At 61.4% G+C, this 20,191-nt stretch carries 15 protein-coding genes; 8 read left to right on the top strand and 7 right to left on the bottom strand.

The features are described 5' to 3' along the window. Positions 1 to 32: 32 nt before the first annotated feature. From EV561_RS29705 to EV561_RS29685, 5 genes are all read right to left on the bottom strand, one after another. Positions 33 to 1,202: a M20 aminoacylase family protein gene (locus EV561_RS29705; RefSeq protein WP_132527285.1), complete on the bottom strand. Its 1,170-nt coding sequence runs from the start codon at positions 1,200 to 1,202 to the stop codon at positions 33 to 35. 102 nt (positions 1,203 to 1,304) lie between these two features. Next, positions 1,305 to 2,369 carry an ABC transporter ATP-binding protein gene (locus EV561_RS29700; protein ID WP_132527283.1) on the bottom strand — a complete coding sequence of 355 codons (1,065 nt, stop codon included), beginning with the start codon at positions 2,367 to 2,369 and terminating at the stop codon, positions 1,305 to 1,307. Further along, on the bottom strand, positions 2,366 to 3,877 hold the full coding sequence (locus EV561_RS29695) for an iron ABC transporter permease (RefSeq protein WP_132527310.1): 1,512 nt from the start codon (positions 3,875 to 3,877) through the stop codon (positions 2,366 to 2,368). Before EV561_RS29695 ends, EV561_RS29700 begins: the two co-directional genes overlap by 4 nt. 210 nt (positions 3,878 to 4,087) lie before the next feature. After that, positions 4,088 to 5,113, bottom strand: a complete 1,026-nt coding sequence (locus tag EV561_RS29690) for an iron ABC transporter substrate-binding protein (RefSeq protein ID WP_132527281.1) — start codon at positions 5,111 to 5,113, stop codon at positions 4,088 to 4,090. 216 nt (positions 5,114 to 5,329) lie between these two features. Beyond that, positions 5,330 to 6,667, bottom strand: coding sequence for an MFS transporter (locus EV561_RS29685; protein ID WP_132527279.1), 1,338 nt, complete (start codon positions 6,665 to 6,667; stop codon positions 5,330 to 5,332). A gap of 389 nt (positions 6,668 to 7,056) precedes the next feature. Here EV561_RS29685 and cyoA point away from each other — a divergent pair, with 389 nt between their 5' ends. From cyoA to EV561_RS29660, 5 genes are all read left to right on the top strand, one after another. Next, a complete protein-coding gene (gene cyoA, locus EV561_RS29680) occupies positions 7,057 to 8,202 on the top strand; it encodes a ubiquinol oxidase subunit II (RefSeq protein WP_132527277.1) in 1,146 nt (381 codons plus the stop codon). Positions 8,203 to 8,241: 39 nt separating this feature from the next. Further along, entirely contained in the window at positions 8,242 to 10,239 is a 1,998-nt protein-coding gene (gene cyoB, locus EV561_RS29675) for a cytochrome o ubiquinol oxidase subunit I (RefSeq protein ID WP_132527275.1), read from the top strand. Between the two features lie 3 nt (positions 10,240 to 10,242). Beyond that, entirely contained in the window at positions 10,243 to 10,872 is a 630-nt protein-coding gene (gene cyoC, locus EV561_RS29670) for a cytochrome o ubiquinol oxidase subunit III (protein ID WP_132527273.1), read from the top strand. Further along, positions 10,869 to 11,285 (top strand): cytochrome o ubiquinol oxidase subunit IV, encoded by a 417-nt coding sequence (cyoD, locus tag EV561_RS29665; protein ID WP_132527271.1) that lies wholly within the window; start codon positions 10,869 to 10,871, stop codon positions 11,283 to 11,285. The genes cyoC and cyoD overlap by 4 nt, the downstream gene beginning before the upstream one ends. Before the next feature lie 90 nt (positions 11,286 to 11,375). Further along, complete coding sequence (locus EV561_RS29660) at positions 11,376 to 12,137, top strand: SURF1 family protein (protein ID WP_281026229.1); 762 nt, start codon at positions 11,376 to 11,378, stop codon at positions 12,135 to 12,137. Between the two features lie 96 nt (positions 12,138 to 12,233). Here EV561_RS29660 and EV561_RS29655 read toward each other — a convergent pair whose 3' ends face one another. Next, entirely contained in the window at positions 12,234 to 12,533 is a 300-nt protein-coding gene (locus EV561_RS29655; protein ID WP_132527267.1) for a hypothetical protein, read from the bottom strand. Between the two features lie 243 nt (positions 12,534 to 12,776). On the opposite strand from EV561_RS29655, the gene EV561_RS29650 reads away from it, so the two are divergent. After that, the gene (locus EV561_RS29650) at positions 12,777 to 14,381 is read left to right on the top strand and encodes an inorganic phosphate transporter (protein WP_132527265.1); all 1,605 of its coding nucleotides are present in this window, start codon (positions 12,777 to 12,779) and stop codon (positions 14,379 to 14,381) included. Between the two features lie 95 nt (positions 14,382 to 14,476). Here the strand turns inward: EV561_RS29650 and EV561_RS29645 are convergent, their stop codons facing one another. Next, positions 14,477 to 14,857 carry a hypothetical protein gene (locus EV561_RS29645; RefSeq protein WP_132527263.1) on the bottom strand — a complete coding sequence of 127 codons (381 nt, stop codon included), beginning with the start codon at positions 14,855 to 14,857 and terminating at the stop codon, positions 14,477 to 14,479. Positions 14,858 to 15,030: 173 nt separating this feature from the next. Here EV561_RS29645 and EV561_RS29640 point away from each other — a divergent pair, with 173 nt between their 5' ends. Together EV561_RS29640 and EV561_RS29635 are read left to right on the top strand one after the other, a co-directional pair. Next, complete coding sequence (locus EV561_RS29640; protein WP_132527261.1) at positions 15,031 to 16,659, top strand: NAD(P)/FAD-dependent oxidoreductase; 1,629 nt, start codon at positions 15,031 to 15,033, stop codon at positions 16,657 to 16,659. A 1,102-nt stretch (positions 16,660 to 17,761) separates the two neighbouring features. After that, positions 17,762 to 20,146, top strand: coding sequence for a transglycosylase domain-containing protein (locus tag EV561_RS29635; protein WP_132527259.1), 2,385 nt, complete (start codon positions 17,762 to 17,764; stop codon positions 20,144 to 20,146). The last annotated feature ends 45 nt before the right edge of the window (positions 20,147 to 20,191 follow it).

Raw genomic sequence — 20,191 nt, 5'->3', positions numbered from 1 at the left:
CTCTTCTTCCCCGGGGGAGAAGGGAATTCTCCTTACTCACCCAGTTCCTGCTCGACCAGGGTCGTCCAGAAGGCTACGCCTGACGCAATGGCGTCGTCGCTGAAGTCGTAGGACGTGTTGTGATGGAGTGCGCCGGCGATGGCAGGGCCGTTGCCGAGCCAGACATAGCATCCGGGCGCCTGCTGGCCGAAGAAGGCGAAATCGTCGCCGGCGGTGGAGGGCGGGAAGCGGGTGAGCACCTTGCTGCCGAAAACAGTTTGCGCCGCCTTCAGCGCCCGGGCCGTGGCATCCGGATCGTTGACGACGGGCGGGATGCGGCGCTCGAAGGCGTAGTCGACGGCAATGCCGTACATGGCTGCTGTACCATGAGCCAGTCGTCCGATTTCCTCTTCAAGCTGGTCGCGCACCGCCGGCGTATAGGCTCGCGCGGTACCGCCGATATCGACCGTATCCGGGATGACATTCAAAGCCTTGGGGTCGCCGGCCCGCAGCGAGCAGGCGCTGACGACCGCCGGCTGCAGCGGATCGACGACGCGGCCGACGATGGTCTGCAGCGAGGAAAGAAAGGTTGCGGCCGCCGTGATCGGGTCCTTGCCGAGATGGGGCTTGGCACCATGCGTCCCGGTCCCGCGGAAGGTGATGCGCCAGCTGTCCGACGAGGCAAGCTGCGGCCCCTCGACGACGGCCATTTCATCCACGTCGAGGCCCGGCATGTTGTGCAGGCCGTAGACGGCATCGCAGGGAAAGAGGTCGAACAGGCCTTCCTGGACCATGCGCTTTGCGCCGCCTCGTCCTTCCTCGGCCGGCTGGAAGATGAAATGCACCGTGCCGGAAAAATTGCGCGTCGCGGCCAGATGCCGGGCGGCGCCGATCAGCATCGTGGTATGGCCGTCATGGCCGCAGGCATGCATCTTGCCCGCCACTATCGATTTGTATGGCCGATTTGCCATCTCGGGCATGGCGAGTGCATCCATATCGGCGCGAAGGCCGATGGTACGGGTTCCGTTGCCGATCTGCAGCTTGCCGACAACGCCTGTCTTGCCGAGACCGCGATGGACCTCGATCCCCAACTCCTCCAGCAAACCGGCCACGATGCCGCTAGTCCGCTCCTCCTCGAATCCCAGTTCGGGATGGGCGTGGAGGTTATGGCGCAATGCCGTCAAGAAGGGGAGATCGTCGATGATCCGCTGGGATATGGGCATGAATGCGCGTCCTCCTGGCAGCCGCGACCGATCTGGCGGACTGCGCTCCACCTCTTGTTTCGCAAAAGGGCGACGGATTCAACCGGTATCGCTGAGGAGAACTTAGCTGCCGGCGATATCGAAGACGTGCGCCTTGCCGAGCACGGTCACGCGCACATTGCTGCCGACCGCCGGAAGCCTTGCGCTGGAGCTGCGCACCAATAGCGGATTGCCGCCATTCGCATTGGCGAGCAACAGCGTGATCGTGCAGAGCGCGCCGCCAAACTCGACATCCGACACCGTTCCGTGGCAACCGCCGGCGTCGATTTCATCGTATCCGGTCGATGTCAGGAACAGCTGTTCCGGCCGCAGCATGATCTCGGCATTGCCCCGGCGACCGCCCGCGTCGACGGCGATGCGGCCGAGCGCGCAATCGGCAAATCCGTCGCCCAGCTCCGCGGGCAGCAGGATCGCGTCTCCGAGGAACGTCGCCGTGTCGCGATCACGAGGCGTCAGGTAGAGCGCCTGCGGCGTACCCGCCTGGATCAGCCTTCCCTCGCGCAATACGGCAACCTGATCGGCAAAGGACAGCGCCTCGGCTTGGTCGTGCGTGACCAGTATTGCCGTGATGCCTGCCGCCTGCAGCACGCGGGCGACCGCCTTGCGCATGTTTTCGCGCAGGCCGGTGTCGAGCGCCGAAAAAGGCTCATCGAGCAGCATGAGACGCGGCTTGCGCCCGAGCGCGCGGGCAAGCGCCACGCGCTGCTGCTGACCGCCCGACAGCTCGTGCGGGCGGCGGCTGAGCATGCCGCGGTCGAGTTCGACCATGTCGATGAGGTCGCCGATACGCTGATCGCGGTCAGTTGCGCCGCGTTCTATGCCGAAGCCGATATTCTCGGAGACGCTCAGATGCGGGAAAAGCGCGCCGTCCTGCGAGACGATGCCGATGCCACGGCGGTGGGCCGGCACGATGGACGGGCCATCCGCCAGCGTCTCGCCTTCGAGGATCAGCTTGCCGGTATCGGGTGTTTCAAAGCCAGCGATGATGCGCAGCAGGGTCGTCTTGCCGGAGCCCGAGGGGCCGACGATCGCGGTGCGGCTGCCGGCCGGCACTTCGAGATCGATCCCGGCGAGTGCAGACACATGGCCGTAATTCTTGCTGATATCCCTGATCGCCAGAAAGGTCATTGCCCTGATGTCCGCTTGGATTGCATGTAGAGAAGAAGGGTGAGCGGCAGCGACAGGACTACCATCATGAAGGCATAGGGTGCAGCCGAGACATAGTCGATCTCGCTGGTCAGCGACCAGAATTTCGTGGCCAGCGTCTCGGTTCCGTTCGGCGACAGCATCAGTGTCGCGGTAAGTTCATTGGTAATGCCGAGGGCGACGAGCGCGACGCTGGCAGCGGCGCCGGGTGCTGCAAGGCGCATGGTGATCTGCCGCATCGCCTGAGCGGGCGTGCGGCCGAGCGCCATGGCGGCGCGCTCGAGCTCGACGGGCGCCTGGGCGATGCTGGCGCGTAGGCCGACCATGGCACGCGGCAGGAACAACAGGACATAGGCGAGCAGCAGCGTCGCGAAGGTCTGGTAGAGCGGCAGGATCAGCCGGACGGTAATCGACACCAAAGCGAGCGCCACGACGACGCCCGGCAGCGAGCCGACGTAGTAATGGCAGGCCTCGAGCACGCGCTGGAGGCGGCCAGGCGCGCGAACGGACAGCCAGGCCATCGGCGCTGCGGCAACGGTTGCCAGTATGCCGCCCACAATCGCAAGCCCAATCGTCTGCAGGAAAGTCGAGCTGACCTCGGCATTCCAGATACCGAGGCCACCGATGACAAGCCAGCGGGCGAGCGTCACGAAGGGGACGCCAATGGTGAGCACTGCGGTTGCGATCGGCAGCGCGACAGCCGGTAGCACCATCCAGCCGAGCCGGCGGCGATCGGCCGGGCGGGCCGCGCCGGAGCCGACGCGGGCGTAGCGCTCGTTGCCGCGGATCAGCGTTTCGAGGCCAAGCAGCAGCAGGCAGGAGAGGACGAGCACGCCGCCGAGCATATTGGCAGCCGGGCTGTTATAAGCCGACTGGAACTGATCGACGATCGCGGTCGCGAAGGTGTCGAAGCGGATCATCACGAAGAGACCGTATTCCGACAGGAGATGCAGGCCGATCAGCAGCGAGCCGCCGCAGATGGCAAGGCGAAGCTGCGGCAGGACTGCGCGGAAGAAGACGCGCCAGGGGTTCAGCCCGAGCGAAGCCGCGGCATCCTCGATTGCCGGATCCAGCCGACGAAGGGCTGCGGCAACCGGCAGGTAGAGGAACGGATAGTAGGCGAGAACGGAGACGAGGACGCCGCTCCAGAGGCCGCGCATGCCGGGCACGAGGCTGACCCAGGCATAGCTATGCACGAAGGCCGGAACGGCAAGCGGCGCGACGGCAAGCCAGGACCAGAGCCGGGCATGCGGAATATCCGTGCGCTCCGTCAGCCATGCAAGGGTGACGGCAAGCAGGATCGAAAGCGGGATGGTGCAGACTTCGAGCAGGACCGTGTTGACCAGCAATTCGCCGACGCGGCCACGAAAGACAAGGGCGATCACCTGATGCCAGCCGGTCTGGATGGTGATCCAGACGATGAAGCCGAGCGGCACGAGGCTGAACAGGGAGACGACGGAGGCGAAGATCACGACCGACGCATGCGGCATGCGGCTACGCGGCGCGGCTGCGACCGATGACGGCCGACGCTCGACGGGATAGCCGGGCGCGCCGACGGATGTGCTCTTCTGCAGCAAGATGTCCGCTGCCTCTTTCTCAATACAATAAGGCAACCGCCGGTTCAGGGCGATTGCTGGTTTCCGATTGCTCAGCGCTGTTGCAACTCCCCCTAGCAGGGCTTGCAACAGCTGCGCAAGGCGTCAGATCAGCCCGGCATCCGTCATCAGGTCGGTGACTTCTTTGCTGTTCAGCTTCGAGGGTTCGATCCTGGGTGCCTGGAGATCGGGAAGCGGTACCAGCTTGGGATTGGACTGGACGCCATTGCCAACGGCATATTCATAGGAATCGCCGTCGCGCAGAATCTCCTGGCCGCCCTTGCCGGTGATCCACTTCAGGAAGGCCTGCGCCTCCTTCTGATGTTGGCTCGAAGCAAGGATACCGCCGCCGGAAAGGCTGACGAAAGCGCCCGGGTCCTGGTTCTTGAAGTAGTGCAAAGCGGTGTTGTTGCTGTTCTCGGCCGTCTTTGCCTGATCGCCGAACCAGTAATAGTGATAGATGATGCCGCCCTCGATCTCGCCGGCATTGACGGCCTTCAGGGTGACATTGTTGTTCTTGTAGGCGTTGGCGTTTTCCTTCAGCGCTTTCAGCCAGGACTTGGTGACGTCCTCGCCCTTCAGCTCCAGCAGCGCGCTGACGATCGCCTGGAAATCGGCGCCTGCGGGTGCAGCGCCCCAGCGGCCTTTCCAGGCGGGGTCGGCGAGATCCAGAAGCGATTTCGGCAGATCGGATTCCTTCAGCTTCGTCTTGTCGTAGACGAACACGGTGGAGCGTGCCGCAACGCCGATCCAATGGCCATCTGACGCCTTGAAGGTATCGGGCACCTGCGCCAGCGTATCGGCATCGACGGGTGCGAAGAGGCCCGCGGCATCCACCAGCGCCATGCCCGGGGAATTTTCGGTCAGGAACACGTCTGCGGGGGAAGCGGGGCCCTCCTCGACGATCTGGTTGGCAAACTGCATATCACTGCCGTTGCGGATCGTGACCTTGATGCCGGTTTCCTTGGTGAATCCGGTCGCCCAGGCCTGCGTCAGCGCCTCGTGCTGGGCGTTATAGACCACGATGCCCTCGGAATCCTGGGCGCTTGCAGCACCTGCCATCAGGGCCAGACCAAGGCCGGCGGCCGTGAAAAGCAGCGCGCTGTTTAAACGCGCAAGGAAAAGGATCATCGGTGTTCTCCCGCTTTTTGGTCCGCCGGGGATGACGGTTGCACAGGCTATATTTTTCTTGATTGCAGTTTTCAAGTTTGCTGGTTGGCGCTTCTATCACAAATGTTTGAGAAAATGGATATGCCTGACCACTGTTTTCTTGCGTGAAAACGTCAAGAAAGCAAAGGCTGCGGCAGTTTCCCGCCGCAGCCTCGATTTTTTCGGATGTCCGAAGCCTCAGTTGTCGAGCGTTTCCAGCCGCTTGTTGAAGATCAGCGCGAGGATCGTGCAGACCGCGCCGGACAGCAGGTAGAAGCCGACATAGCGAATGCCGAACTGGCTCGCCAGGGTCAGCGCCACAAAGGGCGCGAAACCAGCACCGACCAGCCAGGAGAGATCCGATGTCACAGCCGAACCGCTGTAGCGGTATTCCCGACCGAAGCGCCCGGCAACGGCGCCCGAGACCTGACCGAAGGACAGGCCCAGCAGCGAATAGCCGAGGATGACGAAGGAGTAGCGGCCGGCGGCGCCCGCATCGAGCAGGAGTGGCGCGATGAAGCTGAAGATCGCGATCAGGACAGCGCAGATGCCGAGCTGGTTGCGACGACCGACCCGGTCCGCGAGCAGGCCCGAACAGATGATGGTGACAATGCAGCAGATTGCGCCGACGAGCTCCACCAGCAGGAACACGCTCGGCGACTGCGAGGTGTAGAGCGTGACCCAGCTGAGCGGGAAGACCGTGACGAGATGGAAGAGCGCGAAGGTTGCCAGCGGCACGAAGGCACCGATTATAACGTCGCGGCCATGGGTGCGCAGAAGATCCGTGATCCGGGTCGGCTCCAGCTCATGACGGTCGAGCAGGGCACCGAATTCCGAGGAGGCGACGATGCGCAGCCGGGCAAAAAGCGCAACCACGTTAACGGCGAAGGCGCAGAAGAACGGATAGCGCCAGCCCCATTCGAGGAAGTCCTGTGAATTCAGGCTCACAACGAAGTAGGCAAAGAGCGCGCTGGCGATCATAAAGCCGATCGGCGCGCCGAGCTGCGGGATCATTGCATACCAGCCGCGTTTGTTCTGGGGCGCGTTGAGCGCCAGAAGCGAGGCGAGACCATCCCATGCGCCTGCAAGCGCCAGGCCCTGCCCGATACGGAAGGCAGCAAGCAGAATGATGGCGAGGCTGCCGAGGTCGTTATAGCCAGGCAGGAAGCTCATCGACACGGTGGAGCCGCCGAGGAGGAGCAGCGCGGTGGTCAGCTTGACACCACGGCCATAGGTCCGATCGATTGCCATGAAGATGACCGAGCCGATCGGTCTCGCGACAAAGGCGAGCGCGAAGATCAAGAAGGAATAGAGCGTTCCCTGCAGCGGATCGACAAAAGGAAAGAACAATCGCGGGAAGACAAGAACCGACGCAATGCCGAAAACGAAGAAATCAAAAAACTCCGACGTGCGGCCGATGACTACACCGATCGCAATATTGCCAGCATCCACCGGCTTGTCGGCATGGATTTGACGGGCATCGCGTTCGAGACCCGAGGACGTCGGCTCCATGGTTGCATGCGCAAAATTCGCCATATTGAAATACCCTCCTCATGAGACGAACCCCTCCACGAATTCGCCATCAATTAGGATGTTGAACGAAGTTACGAGCTTATCAAGTGTTGGGCGCGGAAATAGTTCACAAAATTGCGGTCAACCGGGGCCTATTTGATGAGTTTCTGAAGAGATCGACGAAAGAACGCATTTCCGACGGTGGTCATTTCGACGCGCCCGGATATATTAGGTTTCCAAAAATAAATGCTGGACTGGAAAACCTTCTGATTTTTCAGGATTTTCTGAGTAGTTCGACAGGTATCCACTACCGCATTGCAACCGATTTGCTGCAGTGCGACGAAACACCTCATATCGTTCATGACCACCGTCCTTTAGTCGCGGTACGGTCGAAACAAAAAGAGCTTTGGGACGTGTCCAGACTTTCGAAGATTTTCAGCAGCTTATCTGCTCTTTCGCTAATGTTCATGCTGGGGGGCTGCAACCTTGTTGTCATGGCGCCCTCGGGCGATATCGCGACGCAGCAGCGCGACCTCATCCTCATTTCCGTCGTTCTGATGCTCTTGATCATCGTGCCGGTGATGTTCCTGATATTCCTGTTCGCATGGCGCTACAGGCATTCGAACACCGCGGCCCGCTATGAGCCGGACTGGCATCATTCCACCCGCCTTGAGGTGGTGATCTGGTCGGCACCACTGGTCATCATCATCGCGCTCGGCGCGGTGACCTGGATCAGCACGCACAAGCTCGACCCCTATCGTCCGCTCGACCGGATCGATGCGAATACGCCGATCTCGGCCAAGGTGAAGCCGCTCAACGTCGAAGTCGTGGCGATGGACTGGAAGTGGCTGTTCTTCTATCCCGACCTCGGCATCGCCACGGTCAACGAGCTTGCCGCGCCGGTCAATGCGCCGATCAACTTCCGCATCACGGCGACCTCGGTCATGAACTCCTTTTACGTTCCGGCACTGGCAGGCCAGATCTATGCCATGCCGGGCATGGAGACGCAGCTTCATGCGGTCATCAACAATCCCGGCGAGTTCGACGGCTTTTCGGCCAACTATAGCGGTCCCGGCTTCTCCGGCATGCGCTTCAAGTTCCATGGCCTGAGCCAGGCCGATTTCGACCAGTGGGTCCAGAAGGCCAAGTCCGAGGGAACGGCGCTCAACACCGACGCCTACCTGAAGCTCGTCAAGCCTAGCGAGCGCAATCCGCCGCAATTTTTCGCCTCCTTCGACAACAGCCTCTTCAGCAAGATCCTCAACATGTGCGCGACACCGGGCAAGATGTGCTCCAGCGACATGATGATGATCGACATGAAGGGCGGCGTTCCCGGCGAGCAGGGCGAACAGAATCGTGAGCGCCTCCTGCAGGAGTCGGCACCGATCGACCAGTTCGGCGCGCCGAATGCGGCGGAATATTTCGGCAAGGACACTTCGGCCAGCAGCGAGACCGCGCCCAAGGCGGCGACCGGCGACGACCATTCCATGTCCGGGATGGACATGCAGGGAATGGACATGTCCGGCACCAAGCCCGCGCAGTCGAGCAACGGTAACTGACGCCTGGCGTCAAAACAGTCTTAACGAACAGGCAGAACAATGAACCCTGATCTTCAAAAGCTCATATTCGGTCGGCTGACGCTCGACTCGATCCCCTATCATGAGCCAATCCTCATAGTGACCTTCGCGGGCGTCGCCGTCGGCGGCATCGCGGTCTTTGCGCTGCTCACCTATTTCCGTCTCTGGGGCTATCTCTGGAAGGAATGGTTCACCAGCGTCGATCACAAGAAGATCGGCATCATGTATATCGTTCTGGCGATCATCATGCTGATCCGCGGCTTCTCCGACGCGCTCTTGATGCGCGCCCAGCAGGCAATCGCCTTCAACGGCTCGGACGGCTTCCTGCCGCCGCACCACTACGACCAGATCTTCACGGCGCATGGCGTCATCATGATCTTCTTCGTGGCGATGCCGCTGGTGACGGGCCTGATGAACTTCGTCGTGCCGCTGCAAATCGGCGCACGCGACGTTTCCTTCCCCTTCCTGAACAACTTCTCGTTCTGGATGACCACGGCCGGCGCGATCGTCATCATGATCTCGCTGTTCATCGGTGAATTCGCCCGTACCGGCTGGCTTGCCTATCCGCCACTGTCGGACGCGGCCTTTAGCCCGGGCGTCGGCGTCGACTATTACATCTGGGGCCTGCAGATCGCCGGTCTCGGTACGACGCTGTCGGGCATCAACCTGATCGCCACGATCGTCAAGATGCGTGCGCCTGGCATGACCATGATGAAGATGCCCGTCTTCACCTGGACTGCGCTCTGCACCAACATCCTGATCGTCGCTTCCTTCCCGATCCTGACCGCAACCCTCGTTCTGCTCACGCTCGACCGCTATGTCGGCACGAACTTCTTCACGAACGATCTCGGCGGCAACCCGATGATGTACATCAACCTCATCTGGATCTGGGGCCATCCGGAAGTTTACATCCTCATCCTGCCCGCCTTCGGCGTGTTCTCCGAAGTCGTCGCGACCTTCGCCGGCAAGCGCCTGTTCGGCTATGCCTCGATGGTTTACGCGACCTGCGTGATCATGATCCTTTCCTACCTCGTCTGGCTGCACCACTTCTTCACGATGGGTTCGGGCGCCAGCGTCAACTCCTTCTTCGGCATCACGACGATGATCATCTCGATCCCGACGGGCGCCAAGATCTTCAACTGGCTCTTCACCATGTATCACGGCCGTATCCGCTACGAGCCGCCGATGCTGTGGACCGTCGGCTTCATGGGAACCTTCATCATCGGCGGCATGACCGGCGTGATGCTGGCCGTCCCGCCGGCCGACTTCGTGCTGCACAACTCGCTGTTCCTGATCGCGCACTTCCATAACGTGATCATCGGCGGCGTCGTGTTCGGCATGTTCGCCGGCATCAACTACTGGTTCCCGAAGGCCTTCGGCTTCAAGCTCGATCCGTTCTGGGGCAAGATGAGCTTCTGGTTCTGGCAGATCGGCTTCTGGTTCGCCTTCATGCCACTCTACATCCTCGGCCTGATGGGCGTGACCCGCCGCATGAGCTCGTTCGACGATCCGTCGCTGCAGATCTGGTTCATCATCGCGGCCTTCGGCGCCGTGCTGATCGGCATCGGCATCCTGTCGTTCCTCATCCAGATCTTCGTCAGCATCAAGAACCGTGAACAGCTGCGCGACTGGACCGGCGACCCCTGGGGTGGCCGTACGCTGGAATGGGCAACCTCCTCGCCGCCGCCGGAATACAACTTCGCCCACACCCCGATCGTCTACGACCACGATTCCTGGTGGGACATGAAGAAGCGCGGCTACGTGCGTCCGACTGACGGCTTCCGGCCGATCCACATGCCGAAGAGCACCGGTACCGGCGTCATCCTCGGCGTGCTGTCCATCGGCTTCGGCTTCGCCATGATCTGGTACATCTGGTGGCTCGCCGCACTGACCTTCGCCGCCATGATCGTCATCGCGATCGGCCATACGTTCAACTACAAGCGTGACTTCTACATCCCCGCGGAGGAAGTCATCGAAACCGAAGCCGAGCGCACAAAAATCCTCGCAGGGCAGGTGTAAGACATGACGATGCACGCAGAAACAACTCTGACGGACGGCGAAAAGCCGGCCTTCTACCTGACCGAGGACCATCATCCCGAAGGCAGCACTATGTTGGGCTTCTGGATCTACATCATGAGCGACTGCCTGATCTTCGCAGTCCTCTTCGCCACCTACGCCGTGCTCGGACGCAACTATGCGGCGGGCCCTTCCCCGAAGGACCTGTTCGAGCTGCCGGTCGTGGCGCTCAACACCTCGATGCTGCTGTTCTCCTCCATCACTTACGGCTTTGCCATGCTGATGATGCAGAAGGACAACAAGAGCGGCACGCTGCTGTGGCTGGCGGTCACCGGCCTCTTCGGCGCGGCCTTCATCTATCTCGAACTCAACGAGTTCTACCACCTGATCCAGGAAGGCGCCGGCCCGCAGCGTAGCGCCTTCCTCTCGGCCTTCTTCACGCTGGTCGGCACGCACGGCCTGCACGTCACCTGCGGCATCATATGGCTGATCACGCTGATGGTTCAGGTCGGAATGAAGGGCCTGATCCCGGAAAACCAGCGTCGCCTGATGTGCCTTTCGATGTTCTGGCACTTCCTTGACGTCGTCTGGATCGGCGTCTTCTCCATCGTCTATCTGCTGGGAGTCATCGGATGAGCTCGAACGCACATACTTCGCATCATTCCGACGGCCACGGTCACGGGCATGGCCACGGACACGATCATGGCGGCCACCAGGCCAGCCACGGCACGTTCAAGAGCTACATGATCGGCTTCGTGCTGTCGGTCATCCTGACGGCGATCCCCTTCTGGCTCGTCATGGCCAAGGTGTTCTCCGATCCGGTCGTAACGACGGTACTGGTCATGGTACTCGGAGGCATCCAGATCATCGTTCACATGATCTACTTCCTGCACCTCGACTCCAAGTCCGAAGGCGGCTGGAACATGATGGCGATGATCTTCACCATCGTCATCGTCGTGATCGCGCTCAGCGGTTCGATGTGGGTCATGTACCACCTCAACAACAACATGATGCCGATGTCGCCGGACGTCATGCGTAACCTTCCCTGATCCTGCAGCGGGCGGTCCTTGCGGCCGCCCGCCTGCCCTCTCCGGCCGCGCAAGGCCGCCGGACATGCGCCTCCGATGGAGTCTTGCGCCTTGACTGAAATCCCCTCCCCCGCTTCCCCATCCCGCCGTTCGCCGCTCGTCCTCGGCATATGGGTCTTTCTTCTCCTCCTCCTCACCGCGCTGCTGATCGGGCTTGGAACCTGGCAGGTGCAGCGACGGCACTGGAAGCTCGACCTGATCGCCCGCGTCGATCAGCGCGTGCATGCCGCACCGCAGCCGGCGCCCGGGCCGGCCGAATGGGCATCGGTCAATGCCGATGGATACGAGTATCGCCATGTGGAGCTGACGGGCACGTTCCTGAACGACAGCGAAGCACAGGTCTATGCGTCAACGGATCTTGGACCCGGATATTGGGTGATGACGCCGCTCAGGGCGGCTGACGGAACGATCACCATGATCAATCGCGGCTTCGTGCCGACCGAGCGACGCGATCCGAAAACGCGTGCTGCCGGCGAGCCTTCGGGTCCCGTGACCGTTGTCGGCCTCTTGCGGATGAACGAGCCCAAGGGCACGCTTTTGCGCTCTAATGTGCCTGATCAGGATCGTTGGTATTCCCGCGATGTCGATGCGATTGCTACCAAGCGCGGGCTCGGCACGGTGGCGCCCTATTTCATCGATGCGGATTCGACCGCAAATCCCGGCGGTCTGCCCGTCGGCGGGCTGACACAGATCGTCTTTCCCAACAGCCACCTGGTCTATGCCATCACCTGGTATTGCCTGGCAGTGATGACATCCGGGCTTGCAGCCTATCTCGTCTATTCCGAGAGAAGCCGCGGAAAAGCGCAGCCGTAGCCATATCTTTTAAAGCAAGAAAGCCGGGGCTGAGACAGCCCCGGCTTTTGCATATCCAGAATTAAGTGCCGGCAGGATCAGCTGCCGGCATGCCAATCAATACCAGCCGGGCGGCGGGCGGTGCCAGTAGCGCGGCCGATAGTCACTACGCCAGTCGTAAGGCGGCGGCGGTGGCGGGCGGTGACCCCAGTAACCCGGAGGCGGGCCGCGCCATTCGTTCCGGCGGCATTCGCCCCACCGGTTGAGGTGCCAACCCCTGCCGCAGGCATAGTCCACCTGTATGGCCGCGGGCGCCTTTTGCGCGACGGCGGGCTCGGCCACAAGCGGCATCGCTTCTACCGATGGTGCAATCATTCCGCCGAGCAGAAGAACACCTGCAATCAATGACAATCTCATCTCGAAAACCTCCATTCGATTCCCTTCAGTAGCCATTTAAGCGCCAAACGGATGAACCCTTCCTGAACCGAGTTTGACCTTTTCGTGGCGATATCAAGGCCTTAGGTTATCGAAAACCTCAATATAAAAACCGTCGATTGTAAGCCGGCTAGTGCTCGTACGGACCATTGATTGAATACGTCACATCAACTTCATCAAGATCGCATAGTGGAAAGGGGTCATTTACCATAGGGGATAGCGAGTATGGTGGACGTGGCCTCAAGCCGCCATGACGGCGGAAATGAAAATCATCCTCTCCATGGCACCGGCGCTGGCCGTTGGTTCCTTCCGGTCTTCGGCATTATCGTTCTTGCAGGCCTTGCCTATGTGGCCTACGCGCTCGGCAAGGATCTCGCCAGTGCCGTCTATGTCCCCTGGATCCTGCTCGGCCTGGCGCTTCTGATCGCGCTCGGCTTCGAGTTCGTCAACGGTTTCCATGACACCGCCAATGCGGTTGCGACCGTCATCTACACCCGTTCGCTGCCGGCCGAATTCGCGGTCATGTGGTCGGGCTTCTTCAATTTCCTCGGGGTACTGACCTCCTCCGGTGCCGTCGCCTTCGGCATCCTGGCCCTGCTGCCTGTCGAACTGATCCTGCAGGTCGGTTCCGGCTCGGGCCTCGCCATGGTCTTCGCCCTCCTGGTCGCCGCCATCATCTGGAACCTCGGCACCTGGTATTTCGGTCTGCCCTCTTCCAGTTCGCACACGCTGGTCGGCTCGATCATCGGCGTCGGTCTCGCAAACCAGTTCCTCGCTCCTGCCGGCAGCGCCACGAGCGGTGTCGACTGGTCGCAGGCATCGAGCGTCGGCATGTCGCTGCTGGTGTCGCCGATTGTCGGCTTCGGCATGTCGGCCATCCTGCTGCTGGTCATGAAGGTGCTGGTGCGCAACAAGGCGCTTTACGAAGCTCCGAAGACCAATGCGCCGCCGCCGGTCTGGATCCGCGCGCTCCTGATCTTCACCTGCACCGGCGTCAGCTTTGCCCATGGCTCCAACGACGGGCAGAAGGGAATGGGTCTGATCATGCTCATTCTCATCGGTCTGGTGCCGACCGCCTTTGCGCTGAACAAGACGCCTGACATCAACTATCTCGAGGCCTACAAGGCTGCTTCTGCCCAGGTCGAGACCGCACTCGGCAAATATATCAAGCCCGGCGTTGCCGTGCCGGCTGATCCGAAGGCTGTCGTCAGCGCCGCGGTCAAGAACAAGACCTGGACGGACGAAACCACGCCGGCGCTCCAGGCCTATATCCACTCGACCAGCGCCGAAGTCGCCGCCTATCCGACGGTCGAAGCACTGCCGAGCACGCTGGTCGGAAACATCCGCAACGACATCTATCTCATCGGTGAAGCGCTGAAGCTGATCGACAAGCAGAAGCTGCTGCCGATGGATGCAGCCGATCTCAAGGCAGTGACCGCTTATCACGCCTCGGTCGACAATGCGACGAAGTTCATCCCGCTCTGGGTGAAGGTCGCGGTCGCTCTGGCGCTCGGCCTCGGCACGATGGTCGGCTGGAAGCGCATCGTGGTCACGGTCGGCGAAAAGATCGGCAAGACGCACCTGACCTATGGCCAGGGCGCAGCTGCCGAAGTCGTCGCCATGATCACCATCGGCATGGCGGACCATATGGGCCTGCCTGTATCAACGACCCACGTCCTTTCGTCGGGAGTCGCCGGTACCATGGCTGCAAACGGCTCCGGCCTGCAGTGGTCGACGGTGCGCAACATGATCATGGCCTGGGTCCTGACCCTGCCGGCCTCGATCGCGCTCGCCTTCGTGCTCTTCATTCTTCTGCGTCACGTTTTCTAAGACCGCAGACTACGGAATAAACAAAGGCGCCGGAGCAATCCGGCGCCTTTTTCGTTGGCGAATATCGGTAGGGCTCACCCCGCCGCCGGACCGTTCTAACGACGGGACGCCTCGCTGGTCCGGGCCGCTAGCGCCGTGACCAATAGTCCCAGGGGCAGCCGGCGCAGAAAGCGGGCAGCGACGAAAGTTCCGGCAAACGCGACCGCCAGCTTAATCCATGGATAGTTGCCGAGCTGCGCACGGGCGCTAGCATTGGCCCAATGCGCTTCGGCACGGACGACATCCCCCGATTGCTCGGCAAATTCCGATAGCCTGATGCGAAGCAGGGCGATCTGTCGCCGCAAAGCGTCGATCTCACCCTGCGCCCTTGCGCGAGCGAGATCGGCCGAAAGATCCGCCTCCGCATTGGCCTCCGCACCCTCTTCTTCCGCCCAGTCGGTCGGCACGAAGCCGTCCTTGTTCACTCCTGTCTGCATCTGTCCCTCCCGGGTGCAATCGATCCTGATGCTGCGATAACGCGCGCCCGGCAGAAAAGATGCAGCAGAAGATGCGTTTGGCGGGGATAAGACCGGATTGAACCGGCAGTATCCTGCCGATTTCGACAAAGACGCCGATTGCGCGCCGATTTGGTTGCCGGTAAAGCACTGCCATGCTGCGCATTACCGAATTGAAGCTGCCGCTCGATCATGCCCCCGAGGCATTGCCGGCGGCGATCCACCAACGCCTCGGGATAGGACCGGACGAGCTGATCTCCTTTGAGATCGCGCGCCGGGCCAATGACGCGCGGCGCAAATCGGCGATCCTGATGGTCTATTCGGTGGATGTGACGCTGAGCGACGAGGCCGGCGTGCTTGCGCGGTTTGCTGGCGACCATCATGTTCAGCCATCGCCAGATACCAGCTACCGGTTCGTCGGCACCGCGCCTGCCAAAAGTGACGGGCCGCGACCAGTCGTGATCGGCGCGGGGCCCTGCGGGCTGTTTGCGGCACTGATCCTAGCGCAAATGGGTTTTCGTCCAATCATCCTCGAGCGAGGCAAGGTCGTGCGCGAGCGGACCAAGGATACATGGGGCCTCTGGCGGCGCAGCGAACTCAACCCGGAATCCAACGTGCAGTTCGGCGAAGGCGGTGCCGGTACGTTTTCCGACGGCAAACTCTACAGCCAGATCAAGGATACCCGACATCTCGGGCGCAAGGTGCTGACGGAACTCGTCAAGGCCGGCGCACCGCCGGAAATCCTGACCGAGGCCCATCCGCATATCGGCACCTTCCGGCTGGTGACGATGGTCGAGCACATGCGCGCGACGATCGAGGCGCTCGGTGGCGAATATCGCTTCGGGCGGCGCGTCGAGAACATCGACATCAAAGTGGCGCCGGATGGCACCCGCCGCGTGCGCGGTCTTCATTTGCACAATGGCGAATATCTGGAAACGGATCAGGTCGTGCTCGCCGTGGGGCATAGCGCCCGCGATACTTTCCGGATGCTTCACGAGCGGGGTGTCTATATCGAGGCAAAGCCCTTCTCGATCGGCGTGCGCATCGAGCATCCGCAATCCTGGATCGACAAGGCGCGCTTCGGCGCCTGCGCCGGCCATCCGGATCTCGGGGCTGCGGCCTACAGCCTGTCGCACCATTGCAGCAACGGCCGGACCGTCTACAGTTTCTGCATGTGCCCCGGCGGCCGGGTGGTGGCTGCGACCTCCGAGCCCGGCCGCGTCGTCACGAACGGCATGAGCCAATATTCGCGGCAGGAATTCAACGCCAATGCCGGCTTCGTCGTCGGGATCGATCCAGAGCGCGACTATCCCGGCCATCCGCTCGCCGGAATAGAGCTGCAGCAGCGGCTGGAATCGCTCGCCTATATCGCGGGCGGCTCGAACTACAAGGCTCCGGGGCAGAAGGTCGGCGATTTCCTGGCCGGGCGGCCTTCGACGGAATTCGGCGAGGTCATCCCTTCCTACAAGCCGGGCGTTCATCTGACCGATCTCAGCCAGTGCCTTCCCGATTTCGCCATTGCCGCCATGCGCGAGGCATTGCCGGTCTTCGGCCGGCAGATTGCCCGCTACGACCATCCCGACGCCATGCTGACCGGCGTCGAGACGCGAACCTCCTCGCCTGTGCGCATCACACGCGGCAAGGATTTGCAGAGTCTCAACACCTTGGGTCTTTACCCGGCCGGCGAAGGCGCCGGCTATGCAGGCGGCATCCTGTCGGCTGCCGTGGACGGCATCAAGGTCGCCGAAGCGGTTGCCCGGGAACTGATCGGCGTCGCTGCCTGATTGCTGCCCGAAAGGCGGCGCACTGCTTTCCCAGAGCACTTCTACAGCTGGCGAAAACTGGCGGGGCCGGGCCCAATGAACGTGCAACCAAAGCCTGGCGAAACGGTTCTTAACACCGTGACGTCTTTGGTTTCGATCCTGCGTTCCGGAGGTGCCTTTATTGATTAGCTCAATATACCTTCGTCCCCTGGATCGGATTTGCTGTAGGTTTGCCGTTAAGCTCTTTTTGGGGCTTGGGAGGAAGCAAAATGGCTCAAGAATGGCCGATGTATATCCTGCAATGTATTGCACTGATTGGTTTGGCGGGCGTTGTGGTAATTCGATAATCGCCCGAATAGACCGGTGAAAACCGGATAACCCCTTGTAAGAGCTGGTTTCGCTGACGAAGCCGGGCCTTTAGAAGTTGCGCGTGAATTCGGCGTGGGCTGCGCGCATCCCGCATTTCCGGCGTTGCATTTCTGTCGGTATTCACAGCGCTCGCACCTCCGGAACGCCTGCAGAGCGCGGTTTATTAACCAATCCTTAACCGTGGTGCTAAAGGTTTTCACGTATGTTGAGGCCTAAAGAATGATGGCTCTCGACCATTATCAACCTCGCTTCCCGAACTATTCGGGCAGTGCAAACTTCCAAAAGGAGGCAGGCTGACATGTCGACCGCTTTTATCCTGTTCATTGCAAGTTCTCTGCCGCTGGTACTTTTCCTGGCCGTCAGTCTTTCCTCAATTCAGACTCACTAGAATTTGGCGGACTGCGGATTTGCCTTGCTCCCAGCAAGGTAACCGCGTGTTACCCGGCAACTGCGATAACGAGGATATCCAGGGTCAGCGGTGGCCAAGCCGCGAACACGAAATACAAATGGATTGGGCGGCCTTGAGCCGCCCAATTCTTTTATGGGCGGCCGTTGCGCCACCCCGTTGCGCCAAGGCGATGAACATTAACGGCTTTTAACTTTCTTGACTTTAACCACCCCTTAAATCGCCGCATTTAAAGTCCAACCGATGGACAGGGCAGTCGCGCGATACGGGCGACTGATATGACTGGCGTAACCATGGCGCCGGATTTCAGATATATCGGCACATCATCGGGGGTACGACCGGTCCGCAATGGCAGGCAAAAGCAGATCAGGCCACAGAATAGAACCCTCCTTTGCCGGCGACCGCGACCGTGATGACGATGAAGTGAGCATCGACGCCGACGACCGCATCGGTCGCGGCCGTTCTTCGCGTCGTGACGATGACGAACCGCGCCGGGTAAAGCAGAGCAGAGGCCGTTCATCCGGTGGTCGGCGCAAGCCTCCTCGTCGTTCCGGCGGCGGCTTTTTCGGCTTCATCCGCTCCTTGATCTACTGGTGTCTGGTCCTCTCCATCTGGTTGGGCATCGGCGTTGCGGGCCTGGTGTTCTACTATGGATCGCGCATGCCGAGCGCCAGCACGTGGGAAATCCCTGCGCGGCCGCCCAACGTCAAGATCAATGCGCTCGATGGCTCGACGCTTGCCAACCGCGGCACGACCGGCGGCGAGGCAATCGCTCTTGCCGACATGTCACCCTATATTCCCCAGGCGATCGTCGCGATCGAAGACCGGCGCTTCTATTCGCATTTCGGTGTCGATCCGCTCGGACTTGCCCGCGCGCTCGTCACCAATCTCCTGACCGGCCATACCGTCCAGGGCGGTTCGACCCTGACGCAGCAGCTCGCCAAGAACCTCTTCCTTTCGCCAGACCGCACCCTGGAACGCAAGGTGCAGGAAGTGCTGCTTGCCCTCTGGCTGGAGCACAAATACACCAAGGACGAGATCCTTTCGATGTATCTCAACCGCGTCTTCTTCGGCGCCAATGCCTTCGGCGTCGAGGCCGCGTCGCAGCGCTATTTCGGAAAGTCGGCCCGCGACGTCAATCTTGGCGAAGCTGCAATGCTCGCCGGTCTCGTCAAGGCGCCGTCGCGCCTGTCGCCCAATCGCGATCCGGCTGCGGCCCAGGCCCGCGCGCAGGTCGTGCTGCAGGCGATGAGGGATCAAGGCTACATCACCGACGCCGACATCAAGACCGCCATGTCGCAGCCGCCGACACGGGCCAAGAGCTATTGGAACGGCGCGCAGAACTACGTCGCGGACATGGTCATGGACCAGCTTCCCGGCCTGATCGGTGGCGATATCAAGGAAGATCTCGTCGTCGATACGACGGTCGATACGAAACTTGAGGCGAAGGCCGAGGAGATGCTTACCGACGCCCTCGATCATGACGGCAAGAAGGTCAATGCATCGCAGGCATCGCTCGTCACAGTCGATGGAACGGGTGCAATCCGGGCGTTGGTCGGCGGCAAGGATTATGGCGAGAGCCAGTTCAACCGCGCCGTCAAGGCGAAGCGCCAGCCCGGCTCCTCGTTCAAGCCCTTCGTCTATGCGGCCGCACTGGAGATGGGCCTGACGCCCTATTCAATGCGCAATGACGCACCAGTCAAGATCGGCAACTGGACGCCCGAAAACGACGAGCGGAAATATATGGGGCCCGTCACGCTCGCCGTGGCGCTCGCCCATTCGATCAATACGGTCGCCGCCCAGCTTGCTATGGAAGTGGGCCCTGACAACATCATCAAGCTCGCCCACCGCGTCGGCATCGATTCGGAGCTGCAGCCGAATGCCTCTATCGCTCTCGGCACGTCGGAAGTGTCGCTGCTTGAGCTGACCTCGTCCTATGCCGCCTTCATGAACGGCGGGTACAAGGCGACGCCGCATGTCATCACCAAGGTGACCACTGCCTCCGGCAAGGTCTTGTACCAGGCCAATTTCGCCGACCCGCCGCGGGTGCTCAGCGAAACCGTCGCCACTAATCTCGATGCCATGCTGGCCGGCGTTGTGACAGCGGGTACCGGCCGCGCCGCCCGCATTCCAGGATGGCAGGTCGCCGGCAAGACCGGCACCTCGCAATCCTATCGCGATGCCTGGTTCGTCGGTTTCACCAGCAACCTGACGACAGGTGTCTGGTTTGGCAATGACGACGGCAAATCGATGAAGCGGGTCACCGGCGGCTTCCTGCCGGCACGGACCTGGAGCAAATTCATGACGGCCGCCAGTAAGGGCCTGACGCCCACGCCGATCTTCGGCGGCGGCGAGATCATCGACAACGGTCTGCCGGTTGCCCAGGACGGCAGCGGCCAGACGCTGGAAAGCATTATTTCGAATGTGCTGAACGGCAACAGCGCGAACAATGCGCAGCAGCAACCGGAGACGCAGGTGCGAACTGGCACGCTGCCGCCGCCGACGCCGGCAGAAGCGAAGGCGCAGATCCAGGCGCAGGCAAGAGCTGCGGCTGCAACCGACGGCCAAGAACCGGTCGACATTCCGCCTTCTGTACCGGATGACGACAGCAACAACCCCTATGCTTCGCAGCGCGGCGACATGGTGCCGCCGATGGATGTCGGCGAGGCTCCCCGCGCTCCGCCGCCGAGGCGGCATCGCACGACGCTTCTCGACCTCATCATGGGGCAATGAGTGGGCTTTTTTTGGTTGCCGCTTGCATGCCGGACGCAAGGCTGG

Source organism: Rhizobium sp. BK376, assembly GCF_004341625.1.
GTDB lineage: Bacteria > Pseudomonadota > Alphaproteobacteria > Rhizobiales > Rhizobiaceae > Rhizobium.
Note: the sequence above shows the minus strand (reverse complement) of the source record. Positions and strands in the feature narration are given on the sequence as shown.

Bases quoted from the DNA above. Each gene is read 5' to 3' on its own strand.
- EV561_RS29645 (WP_132527263.1), bottom strand. From the start codon at position 14,857: ATGCAGACAGGAGTGAACAAGGACGGCTTCGTGCCGACCGACTGGGCG.
- EV561_RS29655 (WP_132527267.1), bottom strand. From the start codon at position 12,533: ATGAGATTGTCATTGATTGCAGGTGTTCTTCTGCTCGGCGGAATGATT.
- EV561_RS29635 (WP_132527259.1), top strand. From the start codon at position 17,762: ATGGCAGGCAAAAGCAGATCAGGCCACAGAATAGAACCCTCCTTTGCC.
- EV561_RS29705 (WP_132527285.1), bottom strand. From the start codon at position 1,202: ATGCCCATATCCCAGCGGATCATCGACGATCTCCCCTTCTTGACGGCA.
- cyoC (WP_132527273.1), top strand. From the start codon at position 10,243: ATGACGATGCACGCAGAAACAACTCTGACGGACGGCGAAAAGCCGGCC.
- EV561_RS29685 (WP_132527279.1), bottom strand. From the start codon at position 6,667: ATGGCGAATTTTGCGCATGCAACCATGGAGCCGACGTCCTCGGGTCTC.
- EV561_RS29640 (WP_132527261.1), top strand. From the start codon at position 15,031: ATGCTGCGCATTACCGAATTGAAGCTGCCGCTCGATCATGCCCCCGAG.
- cyoB (WP_132527275.1), top strand. From the start codon at position 8,242: ATGAACCCTGATCTTCAAAAGCTCATATTCGGTCGGCTGACGCTCGAC.
- EV561_RS29650 (WP_132527265.1), top strand. From the start codon at position 12,777: ATGGTGGACGTGGCCTCAAGCCGCCATGACGGCGGAAATGAAAATCAT.
- cyoD (WP_132527271.1), top strand. From the start codon at position 10,869: ATGAGCTCGAACGCACATACTTCGCATCATTCCGACGGCCACGGTCAC.
- EV561_RS29695 (WP_132527310.1), bottom strand. From the start codon at position 3,877: ATGCCGCATGCGTCGGTCGTGATCTTCGCCTCCGTCGTCTCCCTGTTC.
- EV561_RS29700 (WP_132527283.1), bottom strand. From the start codon at position 2,369: ATGACCTTTCTGGCGATCAGGGATATCAGCAAGAATTACGGCCATGTG.
- EV561_RS29690 (WP_132527281.1), bottom strand. From the start codon at position 5,113: ATGATCCTTTTCCTTGCGCGTTTAAACAGCGCGCTGCTTTTCACGGCC.